The organism is Nonomuraea deserti (assembly GCF_004348685.1).
GTDB lineage: Bacteria > Actinomycetota > Actinomycetes > Streptosporangiales > Streptosporangiaceae > Nonomuraea > Nonomuraea deserti.
On record NZ_SMKO01000147.1, the window covers coordinates 1 to 26,043 of the forward strand.

Annotated in this window: 28 protein-coding genes; 13 read left to right on the top strand and 15 right to left on the bottom strand. The window is 71.3% G+C overall.

Annotation, left to right across the window (positions count from 1 at the left end):
- Positions 1 to 162 precede the first annotated feature (162 nt).
- The 9 genes from E1292_RS36360 to E1292_RS36400 form a co-directional block, all read right to left on the bottom strand.
- Positions 163 to 1,140, bottom strand: coding sequence for an amidohydrolase family protein (locus E1292_RS36360; protein ID WP_132601941.1), 978 nt, complete (start codon positions 1,138 to 1,140; stop codon positions 163 to 165).
- On the bottom strand, positions 1,137 to 1,985 hold the full coding sequence (locus E1292_RS36365) for a fumarylacetoacetate hydrolase family protein (protein ID WP_132601944.1): 849 nt from the start codon (positions 1,983 to 1,985) through the stop codon (positions 1,137 to 1,139). The genes E1292_RS36360 and E1292_RS36365 overlap by 4 nt, the downstream gene beginning before the upstream one ends.
- A 21-nt stretch (positions 1,986 to 2,006) precedes the next feature.
- Positions 2,007 to 3,368 (bottom strand): family 4 glycosyl hydrolase, encoded by a 1,362-nt coding sequence (locus E1292_RS36370; protein ID WP_132601947.1) that lies wholly within the window; start codon positions 3,366 to 3,368, stop codon positions 2,007 to 2,009.
- 19 nt (positions 3,369 to 3,387) lie between these two features.
- Positions 3,388 to 4,158, bottom strand: a complete 771-nt coding sequence (locus E1292_RS36375) for a DeoR/GlpR family DNA-binding transcription regulator (protein WP_132601950.1) — start codon at positions 4,156 to 4,158, stop codon at positions 3,388 to 3,390.
- The gene (locus E1292_RS36380) at positions 4,158 to 5,153 is read right to left on the bottom strand and encodes a D-2-hydroxyacid dehydrogenase (protein ID WP_165974927.1); all 996 of its coding nucleotides are present in this window, start codon (positions 5,151 to 5,153) and stop codon (positions 4,158 to 4,160) included. Before E1292_RS36380 ends, E1292_RS36375 begins: the two co-directional genes overlap by 1 nt.
- Positions 5,154 to 5,164: 11 nt before the next feature.
- A complete protein-coding gene (locus tag E1292_RS36385; RefSeq protein WP_220447233.1) occupies positions 5,165 to 6,004 on the bottom strand; it encodes a carbohydrate ABC transporter permease in 840 nt (279 codons plus the stop codon).
- Positions 6,001 to 6,957 (bottom strand): carbohydrate ABC transporter permease, encoded by a 957-nt coding sequence (locus E1292_RS36390; protein WP_220447234.1) that lies wholly within the window; start codon positions 6,955 to 6,957, stop codon positions 6,001 to 6,003. The genes E1292_RS36385 and E1292_RS36390 overlap by 4 nt, the downstream gene beginning before the upstream one ends.
- Positions 6,958 to 6,995: 38 nt before the next feature.
- Entirely contained in the window at positions 6,996 to 8,297 is a 1,302-nt protein-coding gene (locus E1292_RS36395; protein WP_132601956.1) for an ABC transporter substrate-binding protein, read from the bottom strand.
- A 236-nt stretch (positions 8,298 to 8,533) separates the two neighbouring features.
- Complete coding sequence (locus E1292_RS36400; RefSeq protein WP_132601959.1) at positions 8,534 to 9,064, bottom strand: Rossmann-fold NAD(P)-binding domain-containing protein; 531 nt, start codon at positions 9,062 to 9,064, stop codon at positions 8,534 to 8,536.
- Between E1292_RS36400 and E1292_RS36405 the strand changes: the two genes are divergently transcribed.
- The 6 genes from E1292_RS36405 to E1292_RS36430 all read left to right on the top strand — a co-directional run bounded on the left by E1292_RS36405 (position 9,054) and on the right by E1292_RS36430 (position 13,372).
- Positions 9,054 to 10,073 (top strand): carbohydrate kinase family protein, encoded by a 1,020-nt coding sequence (locus E1292_RS36405; protein WP_132601962.1) that lies wholly within the window; start codon positions 9,054 to 9,056, stop codon positions 10,071 to 10,073. The two genes, E1292_RS36400 and E1292_RS36405, sit on opposite strands and share 11 nt — an antisense overlap.
- Positions 10,070 to 10,975: an SIS domain-containing protein gene (locus E1292_RS36410; RefSeq protein ID WP_246090578.1), complete on the top strand. Its 906-nt coding sequence runs from the start codon at positions 10,070 to 10,072 to the stop codon at positions 10,973 to 10,975. The genes E1292_RS36405 and E1292_RS36410 overlap by 4 nt, the downstream gene beginning before the upstream one ends.
- Positions 10,976 to 10,978: 3 nt before the next feature.
- Complete coding sequence (locus E1292_RS36415; protein WP_132601965.1) at positions 10,979 to 11,287, top strand: hypothetical protein; 309 nt, start codon at positions 10,979 to 10,981, stop codon at positions 11,285 to 11,287.
- Positions 11,288 to 11,519: 232 nt separating this feature from the next.
- Entirely contained in the window at positions 11,520 to 11,819 is a 300-nt protein-coding gene (locus tag E1292_RS36420; protein WP_132601968.1) for a hypothetical protein, read from the top strand.
- The gene (locus tag E1292_RS36425; RefSeq protein ID WP_132601971.1) at positions 11,816 to 12,496 is read left to right on the top strand and encodes a polysaccharide deacetylase family protein; all 681 of its coding nucleotides are present in this window, start codon (positions 11,816 to 11,818) and stop codon (positions 12,494 to 12,496) included. The genes E1292_RS36420 and E1292_RS36425 overlap by 4 nt, the downstream gene beginning before the upstream one ends.
- A gap of 327 nt (positions 12,497 to 12,823) precedes the next feature.
- Positions 12,824 to 13,372 carry a hypothetical protein gene (locus E1292_RS36430; protein ID WP_132601974.1) on the top strand — a complete coding sequence of 183 codons (549 nt, stop codon included), beginning with the start codon at positions 12,824 to 12,826 and terminating at the stop codon, positions 13,370 to 13,372.
- A gap of 28 nt (positions 13,373 to 13,400) precedes the next feature.
- On the opposite strand, the gene E1292_RS36435 is transcribed toward E1292_RS36430, so the two are convergent.
- From E1292_RS36435 to E1292_RS36445, 3 genes are read right to left on the bottom strand one after another with little or no spacing between them, the layout of a single operon-like run.
- Positions 13,401 to 14,234: a carbohydrate ABC transporter permease gene (locus tag E1292_RS36435; protein ID WP_132601977.1), complete on the bottom strand. Its 834-nt coding sequence runs from the start codon at positions 14,232 to 14,234 to the stop codon at positions 13,401 to 13,403.
- Positions 14,231 to 15,154 (bottom strand): carbohydrate ABC transporter permease, encoded by a 924-nt coding sequence (locus tag E1292_RS36440; RefSeq protein WP_132601980.1) that lies wholly within the window; start codon positions 15,152 to 15,154, stop codon positions 14,231 to 14,233. The genes E1292_RS36435 and E1292_RS36440 overlap by 4 nt, the downstream gene beginning before the upstream one ends.
- On the bottom strand, positions 15,151 to 16,485 hold the full coding sequence (locus E1292_RS36445; RefSeq protein ID WP_132601983.1) for an extracellular solute-binding protein: 1,335 nt from the start codon (positions 16,483 to 16,485) through the stop codon (positions 15,151 to 15,153). Before E1292_RS36445 ends, E1292_RS36440 begins: the two co-directional genes overlap by 4 nt.
- A gap of 322 nt (positions 16,486 to 16,807) precedes the next feature.
- On the opposite strand from E1292_RS36445, the gene arfA reads away from it, so the two are divergent.
- Positions 16,808 to 18,298, top strand: coding sequence for an arabinosylfuranosidase ArfA (gene arfA, locus E1292_RS36450; RefSeq protein ID WP_132601986.1), 1,491 nt, complete (start codon positions 16,808 to 16,810; stop codon positions 18,296 to 18,298).
- Positions 18,299 to 18,301: 3 nt separating this feature from the next.
- On the opposite strand, the gene E1292_RS36455 is transcribed toward arfA, so the two are convergent.
- Both E1292_RS36455 and E1292_RS36460 read right to left on the bottom strand, forming a co-directional pair.
- A complete protein-coding gene (locus E1292_RS36455; protein ID WP_439331930.1) occupies positions 18,302 to 19,315 on the bottom strand; it encodes a LacI family DNA-binding transcriptional regulator in 1,014 nt (337 codons plus the stop codon).
- A gap of 126 nt (positions 19,316 to 19,441) precedes the next feature.
- Complete coding sequence (locus E1292_RS36460; RefSeq protein WP_132601989.1) at positions 19,442 to 20,134, bottom strand: DUF6348 family protein; 693 nt, start codon at positions 20,132 to 20,134, stop codon at positions 19,442 to 19,444.
- Positions 20,135 to 20,279: 145 nt separating this feature from the next.
- On the opposite strand from E1292_RS36460, the gene E1292_RS55195 reads away from it, so the two are divergent.
- The 5 genes from E1292_RS55195 to E1292_RS36480 all read left to right on the top strand — a co-directional run bounded on the left by E1292_RS55195 (position 20,280) and on the right by E1292_RS36480 (position 24,198).
- Complete coding sequence (locus tag E1292_RS55195; RefSeq protein WP_281284118.1) at positions 20,280 to 20,414, top strand: hypothetical protein; 135 nt, start codon at positions 20,280 to 20,282, stop codon at positions 20,412 to 20,414.
- Positions 20,411 to 21,589 carry a glycosyltransferase family 4 protein gene (locus tag E1292_RS36465; RefSeq protein WP_132601992.1) on the top strand — a complete coding sequence of 393 codons (1,179 nt, stop codon included), beginning with the start codon at positions 20,411 to 20,413 and terminating at the stop codon, positions 21,587 to 21,589. The genes E1292_RS55195 and E1292_RS36465 overlap by 4 nt, the downstream gene beginning before the upstream one ends.
- 121 nt (positions 21,590 to 21,710) lie before the next feature.
- Complete coding sequence (locus tag E1292_RS36470; RefSeq protein WP_132601995.1) at positions 21,711 to 22,595, top strand: D-alanyl-D-alanine carboxypeptidase family protein; 885 nt, start codon at positions 21,711 to 21,713, stop codon at positions 22,593 to 22,595.
- A gap of 80 nt (positions 22,596 to 22,675) precedes the next feature.
- The gene (locus tag E1292_RS36475; RefSeq protein ID WP_246090579.1) at positions 22,676 to 23,293 is read left to right on the top strand and encodes a GbsR/MarR family transcriptional regulator; all 618 of its coding nucleotides are present in this window, start codon (positions 22,676 to 22,678) and stop codon (positions 23,291 to 23,293) included.
- Positions 23,290 to 24,198, top strand: a complete 909-nt coding sequence (locus E1292_RS36480) for an alpha/beta fold hydrolase (protein ID WP_246090580.1) — start codon at positions 23,290 to 23,292, stop codon at positions 24,196 to 24,198. The genes E1292_RS36475 and E1292_RS36480 overlap by 4 nt, the downstream gene beginning before the upstream one ends.
- A 167-nt stretch (positions 24,199 to 24,365) precedes the next feature.
- Here E1292_RS36480 and E1292_RS36485 read toward each other — a convergent pair whose 3' ends face one another.
- Positions 24,366 to 24,995 carry an alpha-ketoglutarate-dependent dioxygenase AlkB gene (locus E1292_RS36485; RefSeq protein ID WP_132601998.1) on the bottom strand — a complete coding sequence of 210 codons (630 nt, stop codon included), beginning with the start codon at positions 24,993 to 24,995 and terminating at the stop codon, positions 24,366 to 24,368.
- A 214-nt stretch (positions 24,996 to 25,209) separates the two neighbouring features.
- On the opposite strand from E1292_RS36485, the gene E1292_RS53045 reads away from it, so the two are divergent.
- Positions 25,210 to 26,043, top strand: an 834-nt coding sequence (locus E1292_RS53045; protein WP_220447235.1) for an MFS transporter, incomplete at its 3' end; no start/stop codon positions are given.

Below are 26,043 nucleotides of genomic sequence, written 5' to 3' on the forward strand. Positions count from 1 at the left end.
CGGCCACGTGCGCGGCCAGTTCGCGGTGGGTCAGGTTGCAGGGCATGGTGCCGGTCCAGGTGGAGGCGATGCCCACCACGGGGCGGCGCATCTCCTCGTCCGACAGGCCCATGGCGTACAGGTGGGAGCGGGCGGGTGCGCGGTCGGGATCGTCGGCGATGCTCATGCCGCGTCCTCCCGGGTGGTCGCGATGCCGGGCAGGTCCAGCCCGAGCAGCCTGGCGGCGTTCCCGGCGAAGATCAGCTGCCGGTCCCGCGGCGACAGGTTGAGCTCGGCCACGATGCGGACCTGCTCGTCGGCGTGCGGGGTGAGGTAACCCCAGGGGAAGTCGCAGGAGTCGGTGCCGAAGACGATGCGCTCGGGGCCGAAGGTCTCGTGGAAACGCCGGAACAGGTCCTTGAGCGTCAGCTCGTACGGCATCCAGCGGGTCCACTCGTGGTTGCTGGACGTGTCGACGTGCACGTTGGCGTTGGACCAGCCGAGGCGGAGCAGCTCGCCGGGGTAGCCGCAGCCGAAGTGGGCGACGACGAAGTTCACCGACGGGAACGCCTTGGCGACGTCGTGCAGGGCGATGGGGTCCATGTTGGGCGCGTGGCCGAGCCCGCCCCCGGAGTTGACCGGGCCGAAGTGCAGGACGACCGGCAGGCCGTACTCCTCGCACACCTCCCACACCGGCCACAACGAGCGGTCGGCCAGCGGGACGGTCACCCACGGGGCGATCACCTTGTAGCCGGACAGGCCCAGCTCGGTGACGGCGCGGCGCAACTCGGCGGCGGCTCCGGGAGCGCAGGGCTGGTGGTTGGCGAAGCCCGCGAAGCGTTCGCGGTGCGCGGCCACGACCCCGCCGAGCCGGTCGTTGCCACCGCCGCTCATGAAGACGACCCTGGTCAGCCCGGCGTCGTCGGCGTCGGCGCGCCAGGCGGCGGCGACCTCCTCGGTGGTCCTGGTCTCCGGCTCGGTCGGCGGCAGGGTGCGCGCCAGGCGCACGCGCTCGTGGTAGGCGGCGGCGTTCGCGCGCAGCCTGGCCAGCTTGGCCGGGCCGCAGACGTGCTCGTACTCGGCGTCCAGCCGCTCCTGCACGGGCTCGTCGCCGGGGAAGTGGCAGTGGAAGTCGATGACGGGAAAACCCCAGCGGCTCATGCGAACCTCACCGTGTTGCGCAGGGTGCCGACGGCGCCGATCTCGACCTCGACGACGTCACCGTCCTTGAGCCAGAGCTGCGGCGTGCGGCCCATGCCGACGCCGTGCGGCGTGCCGGTGGCGATCACGTCGCCCGGGCAGAGCGTCATGTAGCGGGACAGGTAGGAGATGACGTCGGCCACGCCGAAGATCATGTCCTTGGTGGAGCCGTCCTGGACGGTCCGCCCGTTGACCCGCGCGGCGACGGACAGCGCCTGCGGGTCGCCGATCTCGTCAGGGGTGACGATCCAGGGCCCCAACGGGCAGAAGGCGTCGAAGTTCTTGCCCCTGAACCACTGCCCGTCGGCGAACTGGGCGTCCCTGGCCGACAGGTCGTTGGCGGCGGTGTAGCCGAAGACGTGCCCGAGCGCCCGCTCCACCGGCACGTCGCGCGCCGGGGCGCCGATGACGACGGCCAGCTCGGCCTCCCAGTCCAGCTGCTCGGTGGCGCCCGCGGGCACGGGCACCTCCTGGTACGGCCCGGCGAGCGTGTGGGCGGTCTTGACGAAGGCCAGCGGCCGCTCCGGGGTGTCGAGGCCCGTCTCCCGGATGTGGTCGGCGTAGTTGAGCCCGATGCAGATGATCTTCTGGGGCGCCGCCAGAGGGCTGAGCACGTCCACATCGGTCAGCGGGAGCGCGGGCCCCGTGGGAGCGAGGGCGGCGACGTCCGCTCCGGCGGCGATCAGGTCGCGTACGGCGTCGGCCATGGGGGCGCGGCTCTCCTCGGCGACCGGCACGGCCGTGCCGTCCTCGATCCTGGCGGCGGCGACGGTGCCGTCGGCGCGTCTGACGCGGGTGATTCTCATGCGGGTGGTTCTCCAGTGCGGTCAGGCGAAGTTCGGCAGGAAACGTTTCTGCTCGGCGATCAGCGCGTCCGTGAGGCGCGCGGCGGCGTCCGGCTCGGTGACCGCGCCGTCGGCGATGACGGCCTCGACGGCCAGGTCGCGGTCGCCGGTCATGGCGGCCTCGACGGCCAGGGTGACCGAGGTCAGGCGGCGCGCGAGGATGGCGGTGAGCGGTGCGGACAGGTCGGGCACCCGCACGGGCCGCAGGCCGCGCGCGGTGGCGACCCCGGGGATCTCCAGGGCCGCGTCGTCGGGAAGGCCCGGCACCGCACCCCGGTTGGGCACGTTCACCGAGAACATCTCGCGCCGGTCACCCAGGATCGACCTGATGATGGCGATGAGCTGCTCCTGCTCGCCGGTGGAGCGCTCGAACACCGACTCGTCCAGCGGTACCGTGCCCTCGGCCTGGGCGCGCATGCTCTGGTAGCGCTGCTCGCCCCACTCCAGGATCTCCGGCACCGAGAAGGCGTCCACGCCCAGCGTCTTGCCGTAGTAGGCGCCGCCCGCCCAGCGCTCGGGGAAGAACTCCACCACGTGCCGGTCATTGGCGGCCGGGTAGGCGCCGTACCGGCGGAAGATCTCCCACGAGAACGGGTTGTGCCAGGCCTTGCCGTTCTCCCAGATCGAGCCGATGTCGGCGGGGTCGGCCGGTTCCGCGAGCTCGCGTTCCATGCGTTCGCGCACGATCGGCCAGGCGTCGCGGCCGTTGTGGCGGAAGTCGTAGATGAAGGTCAGGTGGTTGATCCCCGCGTAGAGCGTGGAGGTCTCCTCGAATGGCAGCCCGGCGAAGGCCGCCAGCTCCCGCTGCACGTGGTGCATGCCGTGGCACAGCCCCACCACCTCGACCCCCGCGTAGGAGGTCATGGCGGCGACGTTGGCGGTCATCGGGTTGCTGTAGTTGAAGAAGTACGCCCCGGGCGCCAGCTCGGCGATGTCCCTGGCGATCTCCACCATGACCGGCACGGTGCGCAGCAACCGGGAGATGCCGCCCGGCATGACCGAGTCGCCCACCGGCTGATAGACGCCGTGTCGCATGCAGACGTCGTGGTCGGCCTGCCAGGCGGTACGCCCGCCGACGCCGACGCAGGTGACCACGAAGTCGGCGCCGGGCAGCACCGCGCGGCGGTCGGCCGAGGAGCGGACCACGATCTTGTCGCCCGCCCCGCGGGCCTCGACCATGCGCTCGGCGAGACGGGCGGCCACCGACAGGGCCTCGGGGTTCACGTCGACCAGCCGGATCTCCCACGAACCCAGGTCGTCGGCGGAGATGAGGTCGGCGAGCAGGCCGCGGGTGAACACGGCGCTACCCGCGCCGATGAGTACGAGCACTCGGGATGGGGACATGCCGGAAGGACTCTCCTGTCTAGGCTTGGATCACGGTGATGTCGGCCGCCCGCAGCGCCGCCACCGCCTCGGCCGGGGCCGCGTCGTCCGTCACCAGGGTGCCGATGCGGGCGACGGGGGCGACGCGCACGGCGCTGCGCTGGCTGAACTTGGTGTGGTCGGCCAGCACCACCAGATGCTTGGCAGCGGTGATCATGTTGCGGTCGGTCTCGGCCTCGGCCAGGTGGGCGCCCATGATCCCGTACGCGGGGTCGAGACCGTAGGCGCTGAAGAAGGCGAGGTCGATGTGGACGTCGGCGAGCGCCTGCGTCGTGAGGTGGCCGAGCAGCGACAGCTCGGCGTTGCGCAGCAGTCCTCCGAGCACGAGAACCTGCACGGTGGCGGAGGTGGTGCCGATGGCGTGGGCGATCGCCACCGAGTTGGTGACCACGGTGATGTCGGGCACCGACGGCAGATGCGACACCATCTGCGCCGTGGTGGAGCCACCCGTCAGCAGCACGGTGCTGCCCGGCCGGATGAGGTCGACGGCGCGGGCGGCGATGCGCCCCTTCTCGTCGAGGTTGTGCACGGCCCGCTCCGCCATCGACGTCTCGACGGGGACGGGCTGGTCGGTGATGGCCACCGCGCCGCCGTGGACGCGGCGCAGCAGGCCCCGCTCGTCCATCTCGTCGAGGTCGCGGCGCACGGTCGACACGCTCACACCGAGGACCTCGGCGAGGTCTTCGACACGCACCGATCCCTTGCGCCGCACGTGGTCGAGCAACCTGCTCCGGCGCTTCTCGCTCAGCATCAATACCCGGCCTTTCTGTCCACCAGGTTCAACAGGGGGAGCCCCGCGGCGAACCGGCGCAGGTTCTCGGTGAACAGGGCACGGATCTGATCGCGGTAGCCGGGCGCGAATCCTGCCACGTGTGGAGTGATCAGTACATGTTCTTCGCGCCAGAAGGGACTGGCGGCCGGGAGCGGCTCCTCCGCGAACACGTCGAGCCCGGCGAAGCCGACCTGCCCGGAGCGCAGGGCGGCCAGCAGCGCCTCCTCGTCGACGACGCCGCCCCGTGCCGCGTTGACCAGCACGGCGCCCTCCTTCATCCGGGCGAAGGCGGCCGCATCGAGCAGGTGATGGGTCTCGGCGGTGTACGGCACCGTCAGCACCACGTAGTCCGAGCGCTCCAGCAGGCCGTACAGGCCGCCGGCGTCGACCACCTCGGCCGGCGCGGCGTCGGGCGCCTCGCCGAACAGCTCGCCCTCGCGGGCGCCGCCGCGGCGCATGCCGATGACGTTCATGCCGAACGCGTGCGCCAGCCGGCCGATCTCCCTGCCGATGCGGCCGTAACCGACGATGCCGACCGTGGCGCCGGGAAGCATGCGCGGCATCAGCCGGTTCCAGCGGTGGTCGAGGTCCGGCCAGTACGACCTGCGCTGCAGGTCCACCATCTCCGGCAGGTGGTGGGCATGGGCGAGGATCATCATCAGCACGTACTCGGCCAGGGGCTTGGGTGACACGCCACCGATGGTGGTGATCGCGGCCGGCGAGTCCCACAAGGCGGTGCCGACGACGTGGTCGCAGCCGGAGGTGTCGAGCTGCACCCAGCGCAGGCGCGGCGCCTGCTCCCTCGTGGGGAACGCGGTGTTGGTGTAGAGGACGTCGGCCTCGGCCAGCACGCCGGCGGGGAGGTCGGCGGCCGAGGCCGCCAGGTGCTTGCGCACGCGCACCTCGGGCGACACGGCGGCCACGTCGGCCAGCCACTCCTCGTCGAAGTCGAGCGTCACGCACACGTTGATCATTTCTTGTCCTGTCATTTGATGCCCGAGCGGGCCATGCCCTCGACGAAGTGGCGCTGGAAGAGCGTGAAGACCACGAGCATCGGGATCATCGACACGAGCGACATGGCCATCAGCGCCCCGTAGTCCTGGCCGTACTGGTTCTTCAGGAAGAGCAGCCCCACCTGCAGGGTGTAGCTCTCCGGCTCCTTGAGGACGATGAGCGGCCAGGCGAACTCGTTCCACCGCCACATGAACGTGAAGATCACCAGCACCGCGATGAGCGGCCGGCACAGCGGCAGCACCACGCGGGTGAACGTGCGCCACTGCGCCGAACCGTCCACCTGGGCCGCCTCCAGCAGCTCATCGGGCACGGCCATCATGAACTGCCGCGCCATGAACAGCCCGAACGCCTCGGCCAGCCGGGGCAGGATGACACCCCAGTCGGAGCCGAGCAGCCCGAAGTCCACGACCAGGTGGAACTGCGGCACCATGACGACCTGTACCGGCACCATGAGCGTGCTGATGATCAGCAGGAACAGCACGTTCCTGCCGGGGAAGCGGAGCTTGGCGAAGGCGTAGCCCGCCATGAGGTTGACCACGACGGTCAGCACCACGGCCAGCACCGCGATGACGACGGAGTTGACGAACCAGTCGGCGTAGGGGAACTTGCCCCAGGGGCCGCTGAAGTTGGCCCAGTTGATCGAGCTCGGCCACAGCCGGAGCGCCGACTGCTGCAGCTCGGCCGGGGAGGACAGCGCGGTGACGACCATCCAGTAGACGGGGAAGAGCATCGCCAGGGTCCCGGTCACGGCCAGGGCCACCCGCAGCCTGACCGCCCGCCGCTCGTGCGCGTTCATGGCGTACTCCCTCATGCGACGTCCCTGCGCTTGTTGACGCGCCACTGGAGAAGCGTCATGGCCAGCACGATCAGGTAGAGCACGACGCCGATCGCCGAGGCGTAGCCCTGCTGGCGCTGTTCGAACCCGGTGGAGTAGGCGTAGGTGACGAGCATCGTCGTGGCGTTGCCCGGCCCGCCGCCCGTCATCACGTAGACGATGTCGAACACCTGGAAGCTGTTGATCACTCCGATCACGACCAGGAAGAACGTGGTGGGCCCGAGCGACGGGATCGTGATGGAGCGCAGCGTCTGCCACCAGGACGCGCCGTCGCAGCGCGCCGCCTCGTACACGTGGCGCGGGATCCCCTGCAGGGCCGCCAGGTAGACGACCATGTTGAAGCCGAGCCCGATCCACAGCCCCACGGCGACCAGGGAGAGCATGGCGGGCATGCCTTCCGACTGCCAGTGCACGGGCCCCAGCCCCAACGGCTCCAGCACCTTGTTGACCACGCCGAGGTCCTCGTTGAACATCCAGGCCGCGATGATCGCGCTGCTCACGCCGGAGATGACGGCGGGCAGGTAGAAGACGGCCCGGAACAGTCCCCTCCCGGGCATCGCCCGGTTGAGCAGCAGGGCGGCGGCCAGCCCTGCCACCAGGCACAGCGGCACCGAGACCGCGGTGTAGAGGGCGGTGTTGAGCAGCGCGCGCCAGAACACGGTGTCGGCCAGGATGTCCTGGTAGTTGCCGAGGCCGACCCACTTGGCGATGCCGAATCCGCGGGTCTGCTGGAAGCTCAGCCACACCACCCTGATCAGCGGCCAGAACATGAAGACCGCGAAGACCGCGACGGCGGGCGCGGCGAACAGCAGGCCCGCCGCGGCCTCGCGGCCCCGTCTGCCGCGCATGCGCGCGAAGCGGGGGCCGGCGCCGCGTGCGGTGCCGGAGGGCGGGGGCGCCTCCAGTGGAGGGCTGCTCACCGATGCCATGGGCCTGTGGCCTCCTTCGAGGGGGTGTTCCGGAGGGATCAGGCCGACAGCGCCTTCTGGACGGCCTGCGTCAGGGCGGAAATGGTCTGGTCGGCCGCCTGGCCGCCGGTGAAGTACGTCTCGAGCTGCTGGACCAGCGCGTCGTTCACGCCGGAGAAGCCCGGGAGGGTCACCAGCTTGACCAGGTCCGGCGGCATGGCCGTGGCCTGCTGCTGGTAGACCGGCATCAGGTCGGGCCGCACGGCGTAGGCGAGCTTCTGACCGGCCAGGTCCTTCCTGGTGGGCAGCACCGTGGTCTGTTCGCAGAACAGCTTCATGTTCTCGGCCGTGACCAGGAACTTGGCGAAGGCCGCCGCGGTGTCGGGGTCCTTGCTCTCCGCGTTGACCACCACCGCGTTGCCGCCCAGGTCGGCCGCCGCTCCCCCGGCCCCCTTGGGCAGGTACGTGGCGCCGAACTCGAACGCCTTCACCCGGCTCATCAGGTCGGGCAGGAGGAAGTCGCCGACGAAGGCCATCGAGATCTTCTGGGACGGGAAGACCAGGTCGGGACTGTTGTTGGTCTTGATCATGATGTTCTTGGGCATCAGGCCCTTGTCGTAGAAGGCCTTGGTGAAGGCCAGCGCCTCGCGCGTCTGCGGCGAGTCGAGCGCGACCGACGTGCCGTCGGGTCCGAGGGCCTTCCCTCCCGCCTGCCACAGCCAGTTGAGCCAGCGGAAGGCGCCGGCCTGCTGCCAGTTGACGCCGAACGGCGCCGCGCCGAGCCCGGCCGCCTTGAGCTTCTCGGCGACCTCGATGAACTCCTCCCAGGTCCACGCCTCGTCCAGGGTGGTGGGGACGTCCTTGATCCCGGCCTTGGCGAAGTGCTTCTTGTTGTAGAGCACGGCGCTGGTGTCGGTGTGGTGCGGCACCCCGTACGGCTTGCCGTCGTACTGGACGGCGGCCCACATCGCGTCGTTGAAGGCGGAGCTCTCGCCGCCCACCGTGGTGCTGAGGTCGTGCAGCACGCCCTGCGAGCTGTAGAGACCGATGTCGTTGTAGGTGACCCGGAACAGGTCAGGGCCCTGACCGGACTGGAGCCGGGCGTCGAGCGCGGAGCGCAGCTGGTCGAAGGGGAGTTGCTCCACCTTCACTTTGGTGCCGGAGTTCTGCTTCTCGAACGCCCGGGCGAGGGTGTTGAAGGCGGCCATCTCGGCGTCGGACCCCCACACGGTGAAGGTGAGCGTGCCGGGTGCCGAGCCTTCACCCGACGAGCCGCCGCAGGCCGCGAGGGCGTTGGCGGCGGCGACCCCGGCGACGGCGGATCCCGCGGTGCGCAGAAATTGGCGGCGGTTCAGGTCCATGGGGCCTCCTCGGTGGCACCGACCAAAGTGAGTAGGCCCTTTGCTATCAACTTCCTTCAGAAAACGTCAATACTTCTCAAATAATTCATCAGACGATCACGACGCTTCGCTGTGCCGCAGGTAAAGGCGGTCCTTGACAGCGCAAAGCGGTAGTCCGTACGGTCTCCCCTGATAGTTCTGCTCGTTTTGCGAGATTTTGATCATGAATGTTCGGGGTGGACGTGGAAGAGCCTGGATCAGTGGACGGGGCGTGCGGCCCAGGGCCTGACCGTCCCGAGCACGGCGCTTCTCCCGTGATCGGCCACGTCGAGCGCGGCCTTGGAGATCTCCTCCGGCGTGTGCCACCTCGTCCGTCCGGAGTCCTCCGCGTGCCAGCCGAGCAGGAGGTGGCGGACCAGTGCCGTGCCGTCCACGCCGTCTGGCAGCGGCGGCGCGGGAGCACCTTCCGGCGCGGCGTGCGCGCTGACGAGCAGCGCGACGAGGGTGCCCGCCACCCTGTCGGCGACCTCCCGCCAGGCCTCCGCCGGCGCGAACGGCTGGTAGACGAGGGCGAGGTCGAAACGCGCGTCGCCGAGCGCCGACCGCAGCGCGCCGGGAACGGTCACGTCGGCGACGGCGGCTCGCGCCCGGGGGGCGGCCGCCGTGACCCTGCCCGCCGACCGCGACACCACCGACGCGGTCCAGCCGCGGTCGAGGACGTCGCGTACGGCGGGCGCCAGGATCCCCGAACCCCCGACGACCAGGACGTGAGGCGGTATGGCTGACATTGATCTCCTTGTGCTGGGTGAGCTGAACGCGGATGTGATCGTCGAGTGCGGCGCGACCCGCCCGACATTCGGGCAGGTCGAGGACATCGTGGACGACGCCGAGATCGTGCTGGGCAGCTCGGGCGCGATCACCGCGTGCGGGGCCGCCAGGCTCGGCGCCAGGGTGGCGTTCGCCGGGGTCGTCGGCGACGACTGGCTCGGCGACTTCGTGCTGGAACGGCTAGGCGAACGTGGCGTCGACACCACGCACTGCCTGCGCCGGCGCGGCCGCCGCACCGGCATGAGCATCGTACTCAGCTCGGACGGCGACCGGTCCATCCTGACCTTCCCGGGCGAGATCGGCCGGCTGGCCGCCGGCGACGTCGCCCCCGAAGCGCTGGCCGCCGCCCGCCACGTGCACGTCAGCTCCTACTTCCTGCAGTACGACCTGTGGGAGGGCCTGCCCGGCCTGTTCCGCGCCGCCCGCGACCGCGGCGTCACCACCTCGGTGGACCCCAACTGGGATCCCGGCCGCACCTTCGACCACGGGCTGCCCGCGCTGCTGCCGCTGGTCGACTACCTGCTGCCCAACGAGGCCGAGGCCGTCCGCATCGCCGCCGCGCTCACCGCGGAATCCGGCGAGGACCGCGATGCCGGCCGGGCCGCCGCGGCCCTCGCCGGCGCGGGCACCACGGCGGTGGTCAAACGCGGCGCCGACGGCGCGCTGCTCCACTCCCCCGGCGGGACGGTGTGGAGCGTGAGCGCGCCGGCCGTCACGCCGGTCGAGACCACCGGCGCCGGCGACTCCTTCGACGCCGGGCTCCTGGCCGCGTTGCTGGCCGGCCAGGACCTGCCCGCCGCGCTCCGCCTGGCCTCGGCCTGCGGAGCGCTGTCCACCCAGGGCCGGGGCGGGACCGCCGCCCAGCCGGAGCGCGGCCAGGCCGCCGCGCTGGCCAGGAACCTGACCGTCACCGAGTACGAGGCACCCGTCGCCGCCCAGGCGGACGACGGAAGGGAGCAGCAGCAGTGACCATCACGACCCATCCGGAGCTCGCCCGCCGCACCGAGAGCGAGGTGTACAGCCAGCCGGAGATCTGGCAGCGCGTCGTCGACGCCGCCTCCGGCCTGTCGGCGGGGCTGCCCGCGGCGGGTGCGGACGTGCTCGCGGTCGGCTGCGGCACCTCGTACTACATCCTGGACTCCTACGCCCGCCGCCGCCAGCAGCTCGGCCAGGGTCGCACCCGGGCCGCCATCGCGACCGAGCTCGACGACCAGGACGACTACGACGCGGTGGTGCTGCTGTCGCGCTCGGGCACCACCACCGACCTCGTACGCCTGGCCGCCGAGCTGTCGCCGCGCACCACCGTGATCGCGATCACCGGCACCCCCGGCTCCCCCATCACGCGCGTCACCCATCAGCAGGTGCACCTCGACTTCGCCGACGAGCGGTCGGTCGTGCAGACCCGCTACGCCACCTCGGCGCTGACCCTGCTGCGGGCCTCCATCGGCGACCAGGTGGCGCACCTGCCGGAGCAGGCCCGGGCCGCGCTCGCGGAACCGCTGGTAGCCGACCCCGCCGACTACGACCACCTGGTCTTCCTCGGCACGGGCTGGACGCGGGCGCTGGCCGAGGAGGCGGCGCTGAAGTGCCGCGAGGCCGCCCGGCTGTGGACCGAGTCGTACGCCGCCCTGGAGTACCGGCACGGGCCCATCGCCTGCGCCGGGCCGCGCAGCCTGGTGTGGGCGCTGTCGCCGCTGCCCGACGACGTCGTGCGGGCGGTGGAGGCGACGGGGGCCACCCTGCGGATCGCCCGGGACGACCCGCAGGCGGAGCTGGTCAGGGTGCATCGGCTGGCGGTGGCCTACGCCCGCCACCGCGGGCTGGAGTGCGACACGCCCGAACACCTGTCCCGCTCGGTCGTGGTGGAGTGATCGATGCCGTTCGTGCAGCTCACCACCGGCCTGCCGGTCTCCCGGGACCTGGCCGGCCGCCTGGCCGCCTGCTTCTGTGACGCCCTGGGACTGGCGGAGGGCGACGTCATCGTGCAGCACGTCCCCGCGGCCGCCGGACCCGGTGCCGTCGCCGTCGTCGTCGGGCGGCCCCGGCCGGCCGAGGCGATGCGCGAGTCGGTGTCCCGCGCGGGGGCGCTCCTGGCCGAAGGGCTGGAGCTCGACCCGGACCTGGTGTTCGTCACCTGGCCGGAGCCCTGTGTCTCAGCCACCGGCCGGGGAGCGCTCACGTGAGGTCCGGTCCCCGCGCTGCTGATCGCAGGCCTCCGTACGCGCGCCGGATCACGGCGTGTCCCAGCGCCGTCCTCTCCCGGGCACGCACCCGCGAGCAGCGGCCGGGCGAAGCCGTTCTCGTGGACGGCCCGCCGCCCGGGCGGCGGGCCGTCGATCCAGGTGCCGCCGCACGGCGGTGCGCTGTCATCCCCAGGGCCGGAGCCCGGGGTCTCCCGCGAAAGGAAAAGCTTTGATGAGCCCGAAGTACCGACCGCATCCCGACCCTGCCGGCATCCTGGCCGGCAACCGGCAGCGGGCCCTCGAACGCGAGGGCATCCCCATGTACCTGGCCCTGGAGGACCTGACCGGCTCTCCCGTGCCGCCGGTCGGGGACGCCGCCGTGCTGGCGGAGGGCGCCGAGCTGGACGGGTTGCTCGGCCACTACGCCGAGCGCCTGGCTCCCGGGGCGGCCGACGACGACCTGGCCGAGCTCGCCTCGGTGATCACCGTGCTGGCGCGGGCCCACTTCGACGAGAAGGAGGACCGGGCATGACGGGCAACGGTTTCGCCCAGCACCGCGCCGCACTGCGCGAGGGCCGCTATGTCCGCGTGGTCAACTACCACAACACGCCGGAGTCCATGGCGGACGCGCTGCGCCACGAGCTGGCCGGCTACGCCGCCTCCTTCGACAGCGTGACGCTGGAGCACCTCGACGCCTTCTACGCCACCGGCCGGTGGCCGCTGGAGCGGCCCGGGTTCATCCCCGTCTTCTACGAGGGCTACCTGAACAACGCCACCGTGGCGGCGCCGATCTGCGACGAGCTCGGGCTGGTCGCCTGGTTCCCGATCATCACCCGGTTCCTCGACTGCCCGGTTCCCGAGCAGCGGGCCTTCGCCGAGGCCCACGACATCACGCTCGTCGAGGAGGAGCTGTCACGCGACCGGCTGGCGATGACGTGGGACGACGTGGCCGAGATCGGCCAGCGGCACGTGGTCGTCCCGCACACCGGCTCCCATGAGGAGATCGGGCGGGTGCGGACCGCCGAGGACGTCGAACGCGAGATCGTCAGGCCGCGCCGCGACGTCGAGCGGGCCACCGGCCGCGAGGCGCCCGCCTTCGTCTGGTTGCGCGGCACCGAGTACGGCACCAGCCCGGTCCAGGACGGCTGGGTGCGCGACACCGGCTACCGCTACCAGATCAGCAACACCATGATCCAGCGCATCGCCTGACCGCGCCCTGCCTCGCCGGTTGCCCGCGGGTTCGCTCGGCGGCTCCCTCCGCCTGTCCCCGCCGCCGCAAGGGCAGCGGCACGGGCAGGCGCAGGGGCAGCGGCACGGGCACGGGGCACGGGCGGACCGGGTCACCGTGCCGGCCCCGCCTGCCGCCCCGTGACGCGGGCCGCCGCGCTGGCCAGCACATCGCCGTGAACGCGACCATGAACGTGAGAAGGGCTTCTTGAGGGCCTTCTGGCGGTGATGAACAGGGTGAGAAGGGTCACGGTGGAGGGTGGCCCGCGAAAACTGCCTGGCCGCTCCGTCTGTCCGTGTGATATTCCGATGGCGAGAAGACACGACTTCCAGCACGGGGTGCCGCCGATGACCCAGCCCTGGCAACCGCCCGACCAGCCCTCGGCTCCGCGCGGCACGTACCCGCAGCAGCCTCCGGTCCCGCACGGCACGCACGCGCCGCAGGGCCCGGGTTCGCACGGCACGCACGCGCGGCAGCACGGGCCCTCGCACGGGCCGGCGCACGGGCCGGGAGAGCCGCAGATGCCGCCGCCCGTGGTCCCGCCCACCCCGGTGATCGGGATAGTCGCGCTGGTGCTCGGCCTGATCGGCGCGGCGGCGACGCTGCTGCCGGTGCTGCGCGTGCCCGGCGTCGTCGTCGGTCTCGTCGCCGCCGTCCTCGCCGTCGTGGCCGTGGCCTCGAAGGGCTTGGGAGGCAAGATGCTCGCCGCGGGTGGGTTCGCGGCCGGCCTGGCGGCGCTGCCGCTCGCGCTCGCCCTGCACGTGGTTTCCACGGTGCAGGACCGCGAGGCCCGGGAGTACGCCGACTGCGTCGCGATGTTCCCGGACCAGGTACACGAGTGCCAGGGCGCGGATTAGGACACCGGTGCCGGCTCGCCGCCGCAGGTCACTGGCCGGCCAGGCCACTGTGGGCGACGCCGCGTACAATCTGCCGCTGGAACAGCACGAACACGACCAGCAGCGGCAGCCCGGCCAGCACCACCGAGGCCATGATCTGCGCGTACCGCAGGCCGAACGTGCCCTGCACGACGTTGGCCAGGCCCACCGGCAGGGTCATGGTGTTCGGGTCGGTGGAGACCAGGAACGGCCAGAGGAAGTTGTTCCACGTGTTGATGAACGTGAAGATCGACACCGCGGCCAGCACGGGCCGCGACAGCGGCAGCACGATCGTGAAGAAGACCCGCCATCGCCCCGCCCCGTCCACGAAGGCCGCCTGCTCCAGCTCGGGCGGCACGTCCTGGAAGAACTTGAACAGGATGAAGACGATCAGCGGCGCGGCCACCTGCGGCAGGATGATCGCCCACCAGGTGTCGACCAGCCCGAAGGCGACCATCTCGGCGAACAACGGCGCGATGAGCACCTGCGGCGGCACCATGATCCCGGCCAGGATCACCGCCAGCAGCGTCCGCTGCCCCTTGAACTGGGTGCGCGCGAACCCGTACGCCGCCATGGCGGAGAACAGCACGGTCATGAACGTGACGATGACCGCGGTGACGGTCGAGTTGACGGCCCACTTGAGGATGCCGCCGGTCTCCAGGACCAGCGCGTACGAGTCGAAGGTGATCTCGCTGCCGAACCACTGCAGCGGGGTCACCGTGGTCTCCTCCTCGGGTTTGAGCGAGGTGGCCACCGCCCAGGCGATGGGCGCGAGCCAGATGGCCGCCAGCACGAGGGCGGCCAGCAGGAGGATGACCTGGCTGAAGCTGAACCGCTTGGTCACGACGCGACCTCCTCGCGCTTGCGGAACAGCCGGAGCTGCGCCAGGGAGACGATGACGATCAGGACGAACAGGATGTAGGAGACGGCCGAGGCGTAGCCGATGCGGTAGCCGGTGAAGCCGACGTCGTAGGCGTACTCGATGATCGGCCTGGTGGAGTCCTCGGGGCCGCCGCCCGTCATGAGGTAGATCTGGTCGAAGACCTTGAGCGAGGCGACCAGTTGCAACACCACGATGAGCGCGGTCGTGCGGCCGAGCAGCGGGAGCGTGATGGAGCGCAGCTTGTCCCAGGCCGTGGCGCCGTCGATCGAGGCGGCCTCGTACAGGTGCTGCGGGATGGCCTGCAGGGCGGCCAGGTAGAGCAGGAAGTTGAAGCCGACCGTCCACCAGACCGTGGTCAGCACCACCGACCACATGGCCGTGGACGGGTCGCCCAGCCACAGGACGTCGGTGCCGAGCGTGCCGTTGAGCAGGCCGTAGTCGGGCGGGTAGATCATCTGCAGCCAGAGGATGGACACCACCGCTGACGGCAGCAGGAACGGCCCGAAGAACGACAGCCGCCACAGCCACTGCACGAAGCGCAGGTGGTGCACCAGGAGCGCGAACACCAGCCCGAGGAACACCAGCGGGATCGTGCTCAGCACGGTGAAGACCAGCGTGTTCCACAGCGAGCGCCACATGCGGGGGTCGCCGAACGCCTCGGCGTAGTTGGCGAAGCCGACGAGGTGGTCGTTGCCGCCGGCGATGTTGACGCTCGACAGGCTCATCCGGAATCCGAGCAGGGTCGGCCAGACCAGGAAGACCACGTAGACCAGCAGGAACGGCGCCACGAACAGCAGCCCGTGCTGTGTCCATCCGCGCCGGACCTTGGCCCTGGCCACAGGGGCGGCGGAGGTCGCGGGGGGCGCGACGGCGGTGCTCATGAGCGCTCCTCGTCGGGGAAGGGGTTCGGGGCGGACAGCAGCCGGCCGAGCGAGGCCTTGGCCGCGGCCAGGCCCTCCTCCGGCGTGCGCTCGCCGCTGATGACGGGGGAGAACGCCTCGCCGAACTCGATCCACAACCGCGACGCGGAGCCGGCGAACCACACCTGGGGATCGAGCGCGACCTCGGTGATGACCGAGCGGTACTCCGACTGCGGCTCCAGCGCCAGGTACTCGGGCAGTTCCAGGGTCGGCAGGTAGGCGGGCACGTGGCCCGCCACGGCCCATTCGGCGCTGTTCTTGACGAGGTAGGCGATGAACTCGTAGGTGGCGCGCTCCACCTCGGGGTCGCGGTCGCGCTGGTGCGGCAGGACGAACGCGTGGCAGTCGGCCTGCGCCGATCCGGTGCCGAAGACGGCGGGGAAGCGCGTCATGCTGAACGGTGTCCTGCGCTCCTTGAGCCCGGTGGTCTCCCAGTCGCCGTTCCACAGGAAGGCGGCCTGGCCGTTGGTGAAGTTGGCCACGGAGGCGCCGTAGTCGGTGCGCCAGTCGCACAGCCCTTCCTTGCCGAGCCGCTGCATGAACCGCAGCGCCTCCAGCGCCTTGGCGTCGTCGATGGTGACCGTGGTGCCGTCGTCGGACAGCAGGGTGCCGCCGCTCTGCGGGTACAGCGACCACCACACGCGCCATGGGCCGACCGTGCCGAGGCCGAGCGCGTCGAAGGCGAGCGGCGGTTTGCCGCCCATCACCTCCTTGGCCTTGGTCAGCTGGTCCATCAGTCCGTCGACGCCGTTGGTGGGCCGCAGCTTGCCGTCCGCGCCGAGCAGCCCTGCTTTGCCGCAGATGTCGGTGTTGTAGTACTGCACCATCGGGTGGGCGTCGAACGGGATGGCGTACAGCACGCCGTCGATGTGGGCACGCTCCCAGATGGGCGGGCTGAAATCGGCTCCCCGCAGGCCGACCTCCTCCAGCAGCCGCTCGTTGACGGGGTCGAGGATCTGGCCGGCCCCGATCCCGGCCAGCCGGGCCAGGTGGAAGGTGGCCAGGTCGGGCGATCGCCCGCCGGAACCCGCCATGGCGATCTTCGTGTAGTACGGCTCGCCCCAGGCGAGCACGTTCTCCTCGACGAAGATCTGCGGGGCGGCCTTGGCGAACGCGTTCACCATGCTGTTCATGATGATCCCGTCGCTGGCGCCCAGGAAATGCCAGTACTGGACCCGCGTCCGGGACGAGCCGAGTCCCACGGGAATGGCGCAGCCTGAGGCGGCGGCGCCGAGAAGGGCAAGGCTGCCGCCGAGGAGGTGCCGGCGGGATATGTCGGGGGGACCTTGCACAGTAGCCTCTTCCTACCGAGCCGATGCTTGGCCGTGCTCGCTGATGTTCTCGTTAACAAAGAGGATGCAGGGCAGCCGCGAACCAACCTGACGCACCGCGCGCAGGCGACGGTGGCGATCCGCCGGGTTGCGGAGGTCGCCGCGCAGACCCCGTGTTTCGTTGGGGTTACCCGAGTGTTAGCGGTAACACCTGGCATGTCAAGGCCCCCGCGAAACCGCTTGCCGAGACCCGGGGGCGAGCGCGGGCCCCTTGACCCCGCCTGCTGATAACGCTAACAATCTGGAGCGACGTCACGCCCGCGCGACACCAGGAGTCCCCTCCGTGCACCAGGCAGAACTCACGCTCGATCCCGCGTTCAAGGTGGCTCCGGTACGCCGGCGCACCTTCGGCACGTTCGTCGAACACCTCGGGCGATGTGTCTACACCGGCATCCACGAGCCGGACCACCCCTCAGCCGACGGCGACGGCTTCCGCCGCGACGTGCTCGACCTGACCAGGGAACTGGGCGTGTCCACCGTCCGCTACCCCGGCGGCAACTTCGTCTCCGGCTACCGGTGGGAGGACGGCATCGGCCCGGTCGCCGAGCGGCCGCGCCGGCTCGACCTGGCCTGGCACAGCACCGAGACGAACGAGGTCGGCGTCGACGAGTTCGTCCGCTGGTGCCGCAAGGCCGGCGTGGAGCCCATGATGGCGCTCAACCTCGGCACCCGCGGCATCGCCGAGGCCCTCGACCTGCTCGAATACTGCAACCACCCGTCCGGCACCACGCTGTCGGACCTGCGCGTCGCCAACGGCTCGAAGGAGCCGTACGGCATCAGGATGTGGTGCCTCGGCAACGAGATGGACGGCCCCTGGCAGACCGGCCACAAGACGGCCCGCGAATACGGCCGCCTGGCCGCGGAGACCGCCCGCGCCATGCGCACCATGGACAAGAACCTGGAGCTGGTGGCCTGCGGCAGCTCGGGCTCCGGCATGCCGACCTTCGGCGCGTGGGAGGCCACGGTGCTGGAGGAGACGTACGACGTGGTCGACTACATCTCCTGCCACGCCTACTACGAGGAGAAGGACGGCGACCTCGGCAGCTTCCTGGCCTGCTCGACCGACATGGAGTACTTCATCTCCTCGGTCGTGGCCACCGCCGACCACGTCGGGGCGCGGCTCAAGTCGCGCAAGCGCATCGACATCTCCTTCGACGAATGGAACGTCTGGTACCTGTCGCGCTTCCAGGGCGCCGAGCCGCCCACCGACTGGCCGGTCGCGCCGCCGCTGCTGGAGGACCACTACCATCTGGCCGACGCGGTGGCGTTCGGCGGACTGCTGATCACGCTGCTGCGCAACAGCGACCGGGTGACCGCCGCGTCGCTGGCCCAGCTGGTGAACGTGATCGCGCCGATCATGACAGAGCCCGGCGGGCGGGCCTGGCGGCAGACGACGTTCCATCCGTTCGCGCAGGCGTCCAGGCACGCGGCGGGCGACGTGCTGCGGGTGGAGCCGGTCTCGCCGTCGTACGAGACGAAGGAGTACGGCGAGGTGCCGCTGCTGCACGCGGTCGCCACGCACGCGGAGGAGGGCACGACGCTGTTCGCGGTCAACCGCTCGACCGACGCGCCGCTGTCGCTGAAGATCGACGCGCGGGCGCTCGGCGGTGCGCGGATCGTCGAGGCCACCACCCTGGCGGACTCCGACGTCTACGCCCGCAACACGGCCGACGCCTCCGACCGGATCGCGCCCAGGCCGAACCCCGACGTCGAGCACGACCCGGCGCGCGTCCTGCTGCCGCCGGTGTCGTGGAACGTGATCAGGCTGGCCTGAGGCTCACCCGGGGGCGGCGCCGGTGCTCTCCCTGACGACGAGCTCCGGCTCGACCAGGCGCCGCCCGTCGGGGTCGGCGCCCGCCATCCGGTCGAGCAGCATGTGGAAGGCGAGCCGGCCGACCTCGCCGAAGTCCTGCCGCACGGTGGTCAGCGGCGGCCAGTAGTAGGCGGACTCGGGGATGTCGTCGAAGCCCGCCACGCTGACGTCCTCGGGCACGCGCCGCCCCGCCTCGCGCAGCGCCCTCAGCACGCCGAGCGCCATCTGGTCGTTGGCCACGAACACGGCGGTGAGCTCGGGCTCCTGCGCCAGGCCGCGGCCGAGCCGGTAGCCGGAGCGCGCGCTCCAGTCGCCGCGCAGCACGTCGGGCACCGGCCGGCCGGCCTCCTCCAGCACGCCGCGCCAGCCCTCGATGCGGCCGTTGGCGTCGAGCCAGTCGGCCGGCCCTGCAACGTGCCACACCGTGCGGTGGCCGAGGCTGAGCAGGTGTCTGGTCACGCGCACGGCTCCGGCCCGCTGGTCGACCTTGGCCACGGGCACGGGGATGTCGTCGCCGGCGTCGACCGCCACCACCGGCATCTCGGGCGGCAGGTGGCGCAGGCCCTCGGTGGCGGACTCGTGCGGCGCGACGATGATCACGCCGTCGACGGCCTGGGCGCGCAGCCGCTGCACGCCCTCCTCCATCGACCTGCGGTTGAGCGAGCTGAGGCTGGCGATGCTGACGTTGTAGCCGGCGTTTCTCGCGGCCTGCTCGATGCAGTAGAGGGTGGTGGCGGGGCCGTAGAGCGTGGTGTCGATGCTGACCACGCCGAGCACGCCGGAGCGGCCGGTGACGAGCTGGCGGGCCGCCTGGTTGGGCCGGTAGTCGAGCTCCCTGACCGCGGCCAGCACCCGGGCCCGGGTCTCGGCGCGCACCCGATCGGGATCGTTGAGCACTCGCGAAACGGTCATGGCCGAGACACCGGCGAGCATCGCCACGTCCATGAGCACCGCAGGCCTGCCATTCCTGGATTTCACCGCGGTTCACCCCCTGGCGGTAACGCTAACAGGCGGAGGGGGGCGAGCGCGCGGGGGTTAATCACGGGGTCACGCGTCGTCAGCGCTCACGTCGGTCGCCGGCGTGCGGATGATCGGCGCCGCGGGTCAGCCGGCTCCGTCGTGCACCAGCAGGACGAAGGTGCGGGCGTACGAGATGCCCTGCTCGGGCCGCGGCCAGTCCAGCTCGGCCAGGGCCCGCGAGCCCGCCTCGTGGTAGGCGCCGTTGACGCGGATCTCGGCCGTCTCGGCGCCCTCGCCCCCGCCGAAGAACGCCTTGACGCCGATCAGGCGCTCGCGCTCGAACGTGCCCTTCAGCGCGGGAGCCAGATGCGGCAGGACCACGTGCTGGACGGCCCACCGCTGGACGGCCTCATGGTCGTCGCCGGTGCCCCAGCCGGTGATGCCGCCGTGGATGGCGTGCCAGCCGGAGAAGCCGTCGGGATCGTCGGGGCCGAAGTGGGCGGCGTGCGAGCCGTCCTGGACGAGGAGCTCGAGCAGGGCGCTGCCGGTCGTGCCGAGCCACACCTGGACGGCCCGGTCGAGGGCCTCGTCGGTGGTGCCGCCGTACCCGGCCACGCAGTCGCTGATCGTGGTGTCCTCGGGGCGGTCGACGTTGAGCACGAAGTCGAGGTCGAGGTGGCCGGGGCCGCCGGAGTGGTCGTCGCCCAGCACGACGGCGAGCGTGCCCGGCCCCTTGGCCATGCTCCCCTGGACCTGCCACGGCCTGCCCATGGCCGTGCTCAGGCGATCGGCGATCACGCCCAGGATCACGTCGTCCGCCGGTCGTCCCTCGTCCATGCTCATCCCTCTCGACCTCGCCGGGCACCACTCCGGCAAGACTAGCGAGTCGTGATCATCATGCGGGCGGACGCACCCGGTGGCGGCGCCCCTGAAGCCGCCGTTGCCAGGGAACTGCCAGGAACGGTCGTTACTCTGCACCGGCATGAACCGGCAGCGAACACCGAGCACGACGCTGGCCAGGTCCGGTCCCGTCCTCTCCCGCGCGCGCGGCGCACGCGAGCTGCCCACCCCGGGCGTGCGGGTACGCGCCTTCCGGGCCCGGGAGCACACCCCATGAAGATCCGCTACTTCATGCTGCACGCCTACGGCGTGGGCGGCACCATCCGCACGGTTGTCAACCAGGCGAACGCGATGGCCGTCGCGGGCCACGACGTCGAACTGGTCAGCCTCGTCCGGCGGCGCGAGAGACCCCAGTTCAGGCTGGACCCGCGCATCCCGATCGTGACGCTCGTGGACCAGCGCGGCGGCCGGCGTCCGGACTCGCTGGGACGCAGGGCGTGGCGCCGGATGCGCGGCGAGTTCGTGCCGCGCGGGGAGTTCGCGAGCGCGTACTTCACCGAACGGGTGGAGCGCGCCGCGATGGACTACGTGGCCGCGCTCCGCGACGGTGCCCTCGTGACCACGCGGCCCGCGCTCAACCTGATCGCGGCCCGCCGCGCGCCCAGAGGTGTCGTCACGGTCGCGCAGGAGCACATGAACCTGTCGGCCTATCCCGACACCATCCGCAGGCAGATCGCCCGTCACTACGGCCGCCTGGACGCGATCACCGTCCTGACCCGCACGAACCGGCAGGAATACGAGCGCCTGCTGCCAGGGGCCCCGATCGTGCAGATCCCGAACGCGGTCCACCGGGCGGAGCAGGAGCCGTCCCGGCAGGTGAACCCCGTGGTGGTCGCGGCCGGGCGGCTGACCGCGCAGAAGGGTTTCGACCTGCTGGTCGAGGCCTTCGCGCGGGTGGTGGCCGACCATCCGGAATGGCGGCTGCGCATCTTCGGCACGGGCGCCAGGAAGGCGGAGCTCGACGGGCTCGTGCAGCGCCTGGAACTGGGCGGGCACGTGACGTTGCCAGGGCGTACCGACCGGCTGGACCAGGAGCTGACGAACGCCTCCGTGTACGCGCTGAGCTCCCGGTTCGAGGGCCTGCCCATGGTGATGATCGAGGCCATGGCGCACGCGCTGCCCGTGGTCGCGTTCGACTGCCCGACCGGCCCAGGGGACGTGCTGACCGACGGGGTGGACGGCCTGCTCGTGCCGCCGCGGAACGTCGACGCGCTGGCCGACGCCCTGATGCGGGTCATCTCCGACCGGGACCTGCGGGTGCGCATGGGCGGGGCCGCGGCCGAGACGGCACGGGCCTACGCGCCGGAGCAGGTGATGCCGCTCTGGGAGGATCTGTTCGCGGAACTGGCACACGGCGAACGCGTCACCGGCACCTTCTGGCACAACAGGTGAGCGCCAACAGTAAAAGATTTACCTAACGAAAAGCCCGGAAATTGCGGGGTTCTGGCGACCAGTCACGAGATTCTTGTTCTTTTCGTCAACAGCATTCCAAAAAGCGCGGCAGCCTGTCGTCATGCGTATCAGGAAAGCCCCTCTTGTCGCCTTGGCAGGCGCCGCCGCCCTGGTCACCGGGGTAGCCACGCCCGCCACCGCCCAGGTGCCGGCCGCAGCACCCGTCATGACGGCCGCGGAAAGAGACACCCCAGCGGTGTACGGCCGGGCGGCCTATCTGATCGACGCCGAGTCCGGCGACGTGCTTTTCAGCAAGGACGCTCGCGAACGTATGCCGGTCGCCAGCTTGACCAAGACCATGACCGCATATGTCGTATTGAAGTCGGCCAAACCCACCGACGTTGTCCGCATCAAGGCCGAAGACGTCGCGTACGCGGAGGATGGCGGCGGCACCACCGCGGACCTGCGCCCCGGCGACCGGATCACCGTCGGCGAGCTGATGTACGCCCTCATGCTCCCCTCCGGCGCCGACGCCGCCCACGCGCTGGCCCGCACGTACGGCCCCGGCGTCAAGGGCTTCGTCGCCAGGATGAACGCGACCGCCCGCGAGCTGGGCATGTCCGACACCGAGTACGTCAACGCCGACGGCCTGCCCACCCCGCGCGGCGACGGCTACTCCACGGCCGAGGACCAGGCCCTGCTGGCGGTCAAGGCGCTCCAGGTGCCACTGATCAAGGAGGTCGCCGGTACGCGGCGGCACTCGCTCGCCGCCACCGACGACCACCGCGCCTACAGCTGGCGCAACACCAACAGGCTGCTCGGGACGCCGGGCGCGATCGGGTTGAAGACCGGGTTCACCCGGGCGGCGGGCTACTGCCTGGCGTTCGCGGGCGAGTCGGAGGGACGGCGGCTGGTCGGCGTGCTGCTCGACGAGTCCGTCTCCAGCCGCCGGTTCAGCACCGCCGAGGCGCTCCTGTCCTGGGGCGGGTCGCGCGTGTCGGCCTGAGCCGTGTGGCCGTCATCACCGCCATAACTGTCGTTGCAGTCGTTGCAGTCATGACTGCAACGACAGTAATATCCGGAAATATGAGTACCCCCTCGGAAGCCGAGCTGGAGTTCGTCGACGACGTCGCGGTTTTCTTCGCGCGGGAAGGGCTGCCGCTGATCGCCGGCCGGGTGATCGGATGGCTGCTCATCAGCGACCCCGAGGAGCAGAGCGCGGGGCAGCTGGCGGACGTGCTCCGGGTCAGCCGCAGCTCCATCAGCAGCGCGACCCGCCTCCTCACCCCCAGCGGGCTGGTCGAGGGGGTCCGCCGCAGGGGCGAACGGCAGGAGTACTTCCGCATCGCCGCCGACGGGTGGAGCCGCATGGTCGCCGGGCGCTACGCCAAGACGGCCGCGTTCAGGGAACTCACCGAGGTCGGCCTGCGGGTGCTGGCCGGCAGCGCGCCCGAGCGGCGCGAGCGGCTCGCCGGCGTCCACCAGCTCTACCAGTTCCTGGAGCGGGAACTGCCGGCTCTGTGGGACCGGTGGGAGGCGTACCGCGCCGCCGCCGAGAGCCCTGGCGGAAAGGACACACCCGGCCCAGGCGCCACCGTAGCGGGCACGTCCGCAGCAGTCACACCCGGAACGTGCACGTCCCCAGCAGGCACATCCGGAACGGGCACGTCCGGAGCAGGCGCCGCAGGGAAGGGTACGGAGTGACGGCGGGCGCGCCCGCGGAGCCGTCCGGGCTGCGCAGCACCTTTCTCACGTGCCCGGAGGGCCGGCTGCACGTCTACAGCGCCGGCGACCTGGGCTCCCCCGTCCTGCTGCTCAGCGGGGCGGGTATCGACAACGCGCTGCTCAGCTGGCGGCATCTCATTCCCGTTCTGGCCCGTCGGCACCGCGTTCTCGCCCTCGACTGGCCGAAGCAGGGCAGGAGCCGCCCGTGGGACGGGCCGGCCACCCACGAGCGCCTGCTGGGCGCCATCACCCAGGTACTCGACCATTTCGAGCTGCCCTCGGCGGCCCTGGTCGGCCTCTCCCAGGGCGGCGCGCTCAGCCTCGCGTACGCCATCGAGCACCCCTCCCGCGTGGACCGGCTCGTGGCGCTCGCCCCGGCCGGAATCCTGTCGTTCCCGACCGTCGTGCACCAGGCGCTCTGGCTCGTCGCCAAGCTGCCGCTGCTGAGCAGGACGTTGCCGAGCGTCATGTTCAGGAGCCGGGAGGGCATCGCCCGCTTCGCCAGGCGGGCGCTCTTCGCCGGGCCCGTCGACGACTTCGACGGCGTCGTGGACGAGATCCAGACCGAGGTGCGGGTCGCCGGCGCGGCTTCGTCCGACTGGCAGAACGCCTCCATCGGCCCGCTGCGGATGCGCGTCGACCTCAGGCCGCGCCTCGGCGAGATCGCCTGCCCCGCCCTCCTCATCCAGGGCGACAAGGACGCGGGGGTGAACGCCGAGCGCGCCAGGGCCGCCGCCGCGCTCATCCCCGGCGGCCGGTTCGTGCTGCTCGAAGGCGTCGGCCACTGGTCCAGCCGCCAGGCCCCCGATCGGGTCAACCCGCTGATCGGCGAGTTCCTCGACGAGGGGCGAGGACCGATGGACGGTAGTGATCCTCCGGGCTAGGTGCCCAACTCGACGGCACATTCCCTGCACGGTCGCGCAGGTGCACCTCCGCTGGATCACCACGCGCAGCCGTCGCGTGGTGTTGTGGACGTCCGGCTCGCAGGGCGTCGTACTGCGGGTGAGCATGAACGTATCGCGCCCCCGGCGTACGGGGGCCCGTGCGTGGGTCAGCGCACGCCGCGCGGGCGGAACTGGATGCTGATGCGCGGCCCAGCCGGGCGGCTGGTCTTCGGGATCGCGTGCTCCCAGGTGCGCTGGCAGCTCCCGCCCATCACGATCAGATCGCCGTGGCCGAGATCGTGGCGGATCGAGGAACCGCCGCCGCGCGGCCGCAGCAGCAGCGAACGGGGGTCGCCGACGGAGAGGATCGCCACCATGGTGTCCTCGGTGCTGCCCCTGCCGATCGTGTCGCCGTGCCAGGCCACGCTGTCACGGCCGTCGCGGTAGAAGCAGAGCCCGGCCGTACGGAACGGCTCGCCCAGCTCCTCGCCGTAGTGAGCGTTGAGCGCCCGCCTGGCCTCGTCAAGCGCCGGATCGGGCAGGGTCTCGTGCTCGTCGTAGAACTTCAGCAGCCGGGGCACGTCGACGACCCGGTCGTACATGTGCCGCCGCTCCGCGTGCCACGGAACCGTCTCGGCCAGCCGTTCGTAGAGCTCGTCCGCTCCAGCCAGCCAGCCGGGCCTGAGGTCGATCCAGGCGCCGTGGGCGAGGTGGGTCCTGCGCACCGTGGCGCCGAGCGGCCCGACCGCGAGCTCCTCGTCGAGGCCGAGCAGAGATGCTTGGAACGCGGCTGTCATAAGGACGAGTGTATGCCATCGTTCAAACACACATTCGATCACAGGTGGGCGGGGCGGCCCGCGAAGGTGCGCCCGGCCTGCGCGGCACGCAGTCCGTACAGGCCGGGCCGCCCTCGGGCGCGAAGCGGCCTCCAGCACCCTGAGGCGCTTTCGGGCACTTTCCCAGCCGCCCCGCGCTCACACGAGGAGCATCGTCCCATGTAACGTCTCGTTTATGTTATCCCGTTACATGGCCGGAGCCGTCGCCGCCCGCACCGGGGATGAGATGTCCGGGCCCGCCCTCCTCGTCACCGGACTCGCCGTCACGGGGTCCCCCCTGCTGGCGTCGTGGTTGCTGGCCGGGCTCACCGTCTCGGCCGCCGTGGGCGGGCCGCTGCTCGGAGTGCTGCTCGACCGGGCGCGGCGGCCCGGCAGGCTGCTCGCCTGCTGCCTGTCGGGGTACGCGGCCGGGCTCCTGCTGGTCCTCTCGGGGCTGGGCCGGTTGCCGGAGGCGGCGCTCATCGGGGTGGCCGTCGCGACCGGCCTGCTGGGTCCCGCGCTCGCCGGCGGCTGGACCGCGCAGTTGCCTCTGGTGACCGGGCCCGAACGGCTGGGCCGTGCCACCGCGCTCGACGCCATGACCTACAACGTGGCCGGACTCGCCGGACCCGCCGTGGTGGGCGTGCTCGCGGCCGCGGGCGGCGGCACCATGGCGGTGCCGGCATGCGCCGCGCTCCTGCTCGCCGCCCTGCCCGTCGCCTGGACCCTGCCCCCACGTCGGGACGGAACCTCCCCAGGCCGCACATCCATAGGGAGAGCGTCGTCTGAGAGGACGCTCGCCGATCGACGGCCGGTCGGAGCTCGGACGCCCTCCGAAGGACATCCAGATCCGATCCCACCCGAGGTCCGGCCGGACGGGACCGGGACCACCAGCGGCGGGCGTGAGGGGGTCGAACGTCAGGAAGCCGGACGCCAGGAGACCGGACGCCAGGAGACCGGGCGCCAGGAGACCGGGCGCCAGGAAGCCGCGCGTCAGGAGGACGGACGTCTGAGGGGCGGGCGTCGGAAG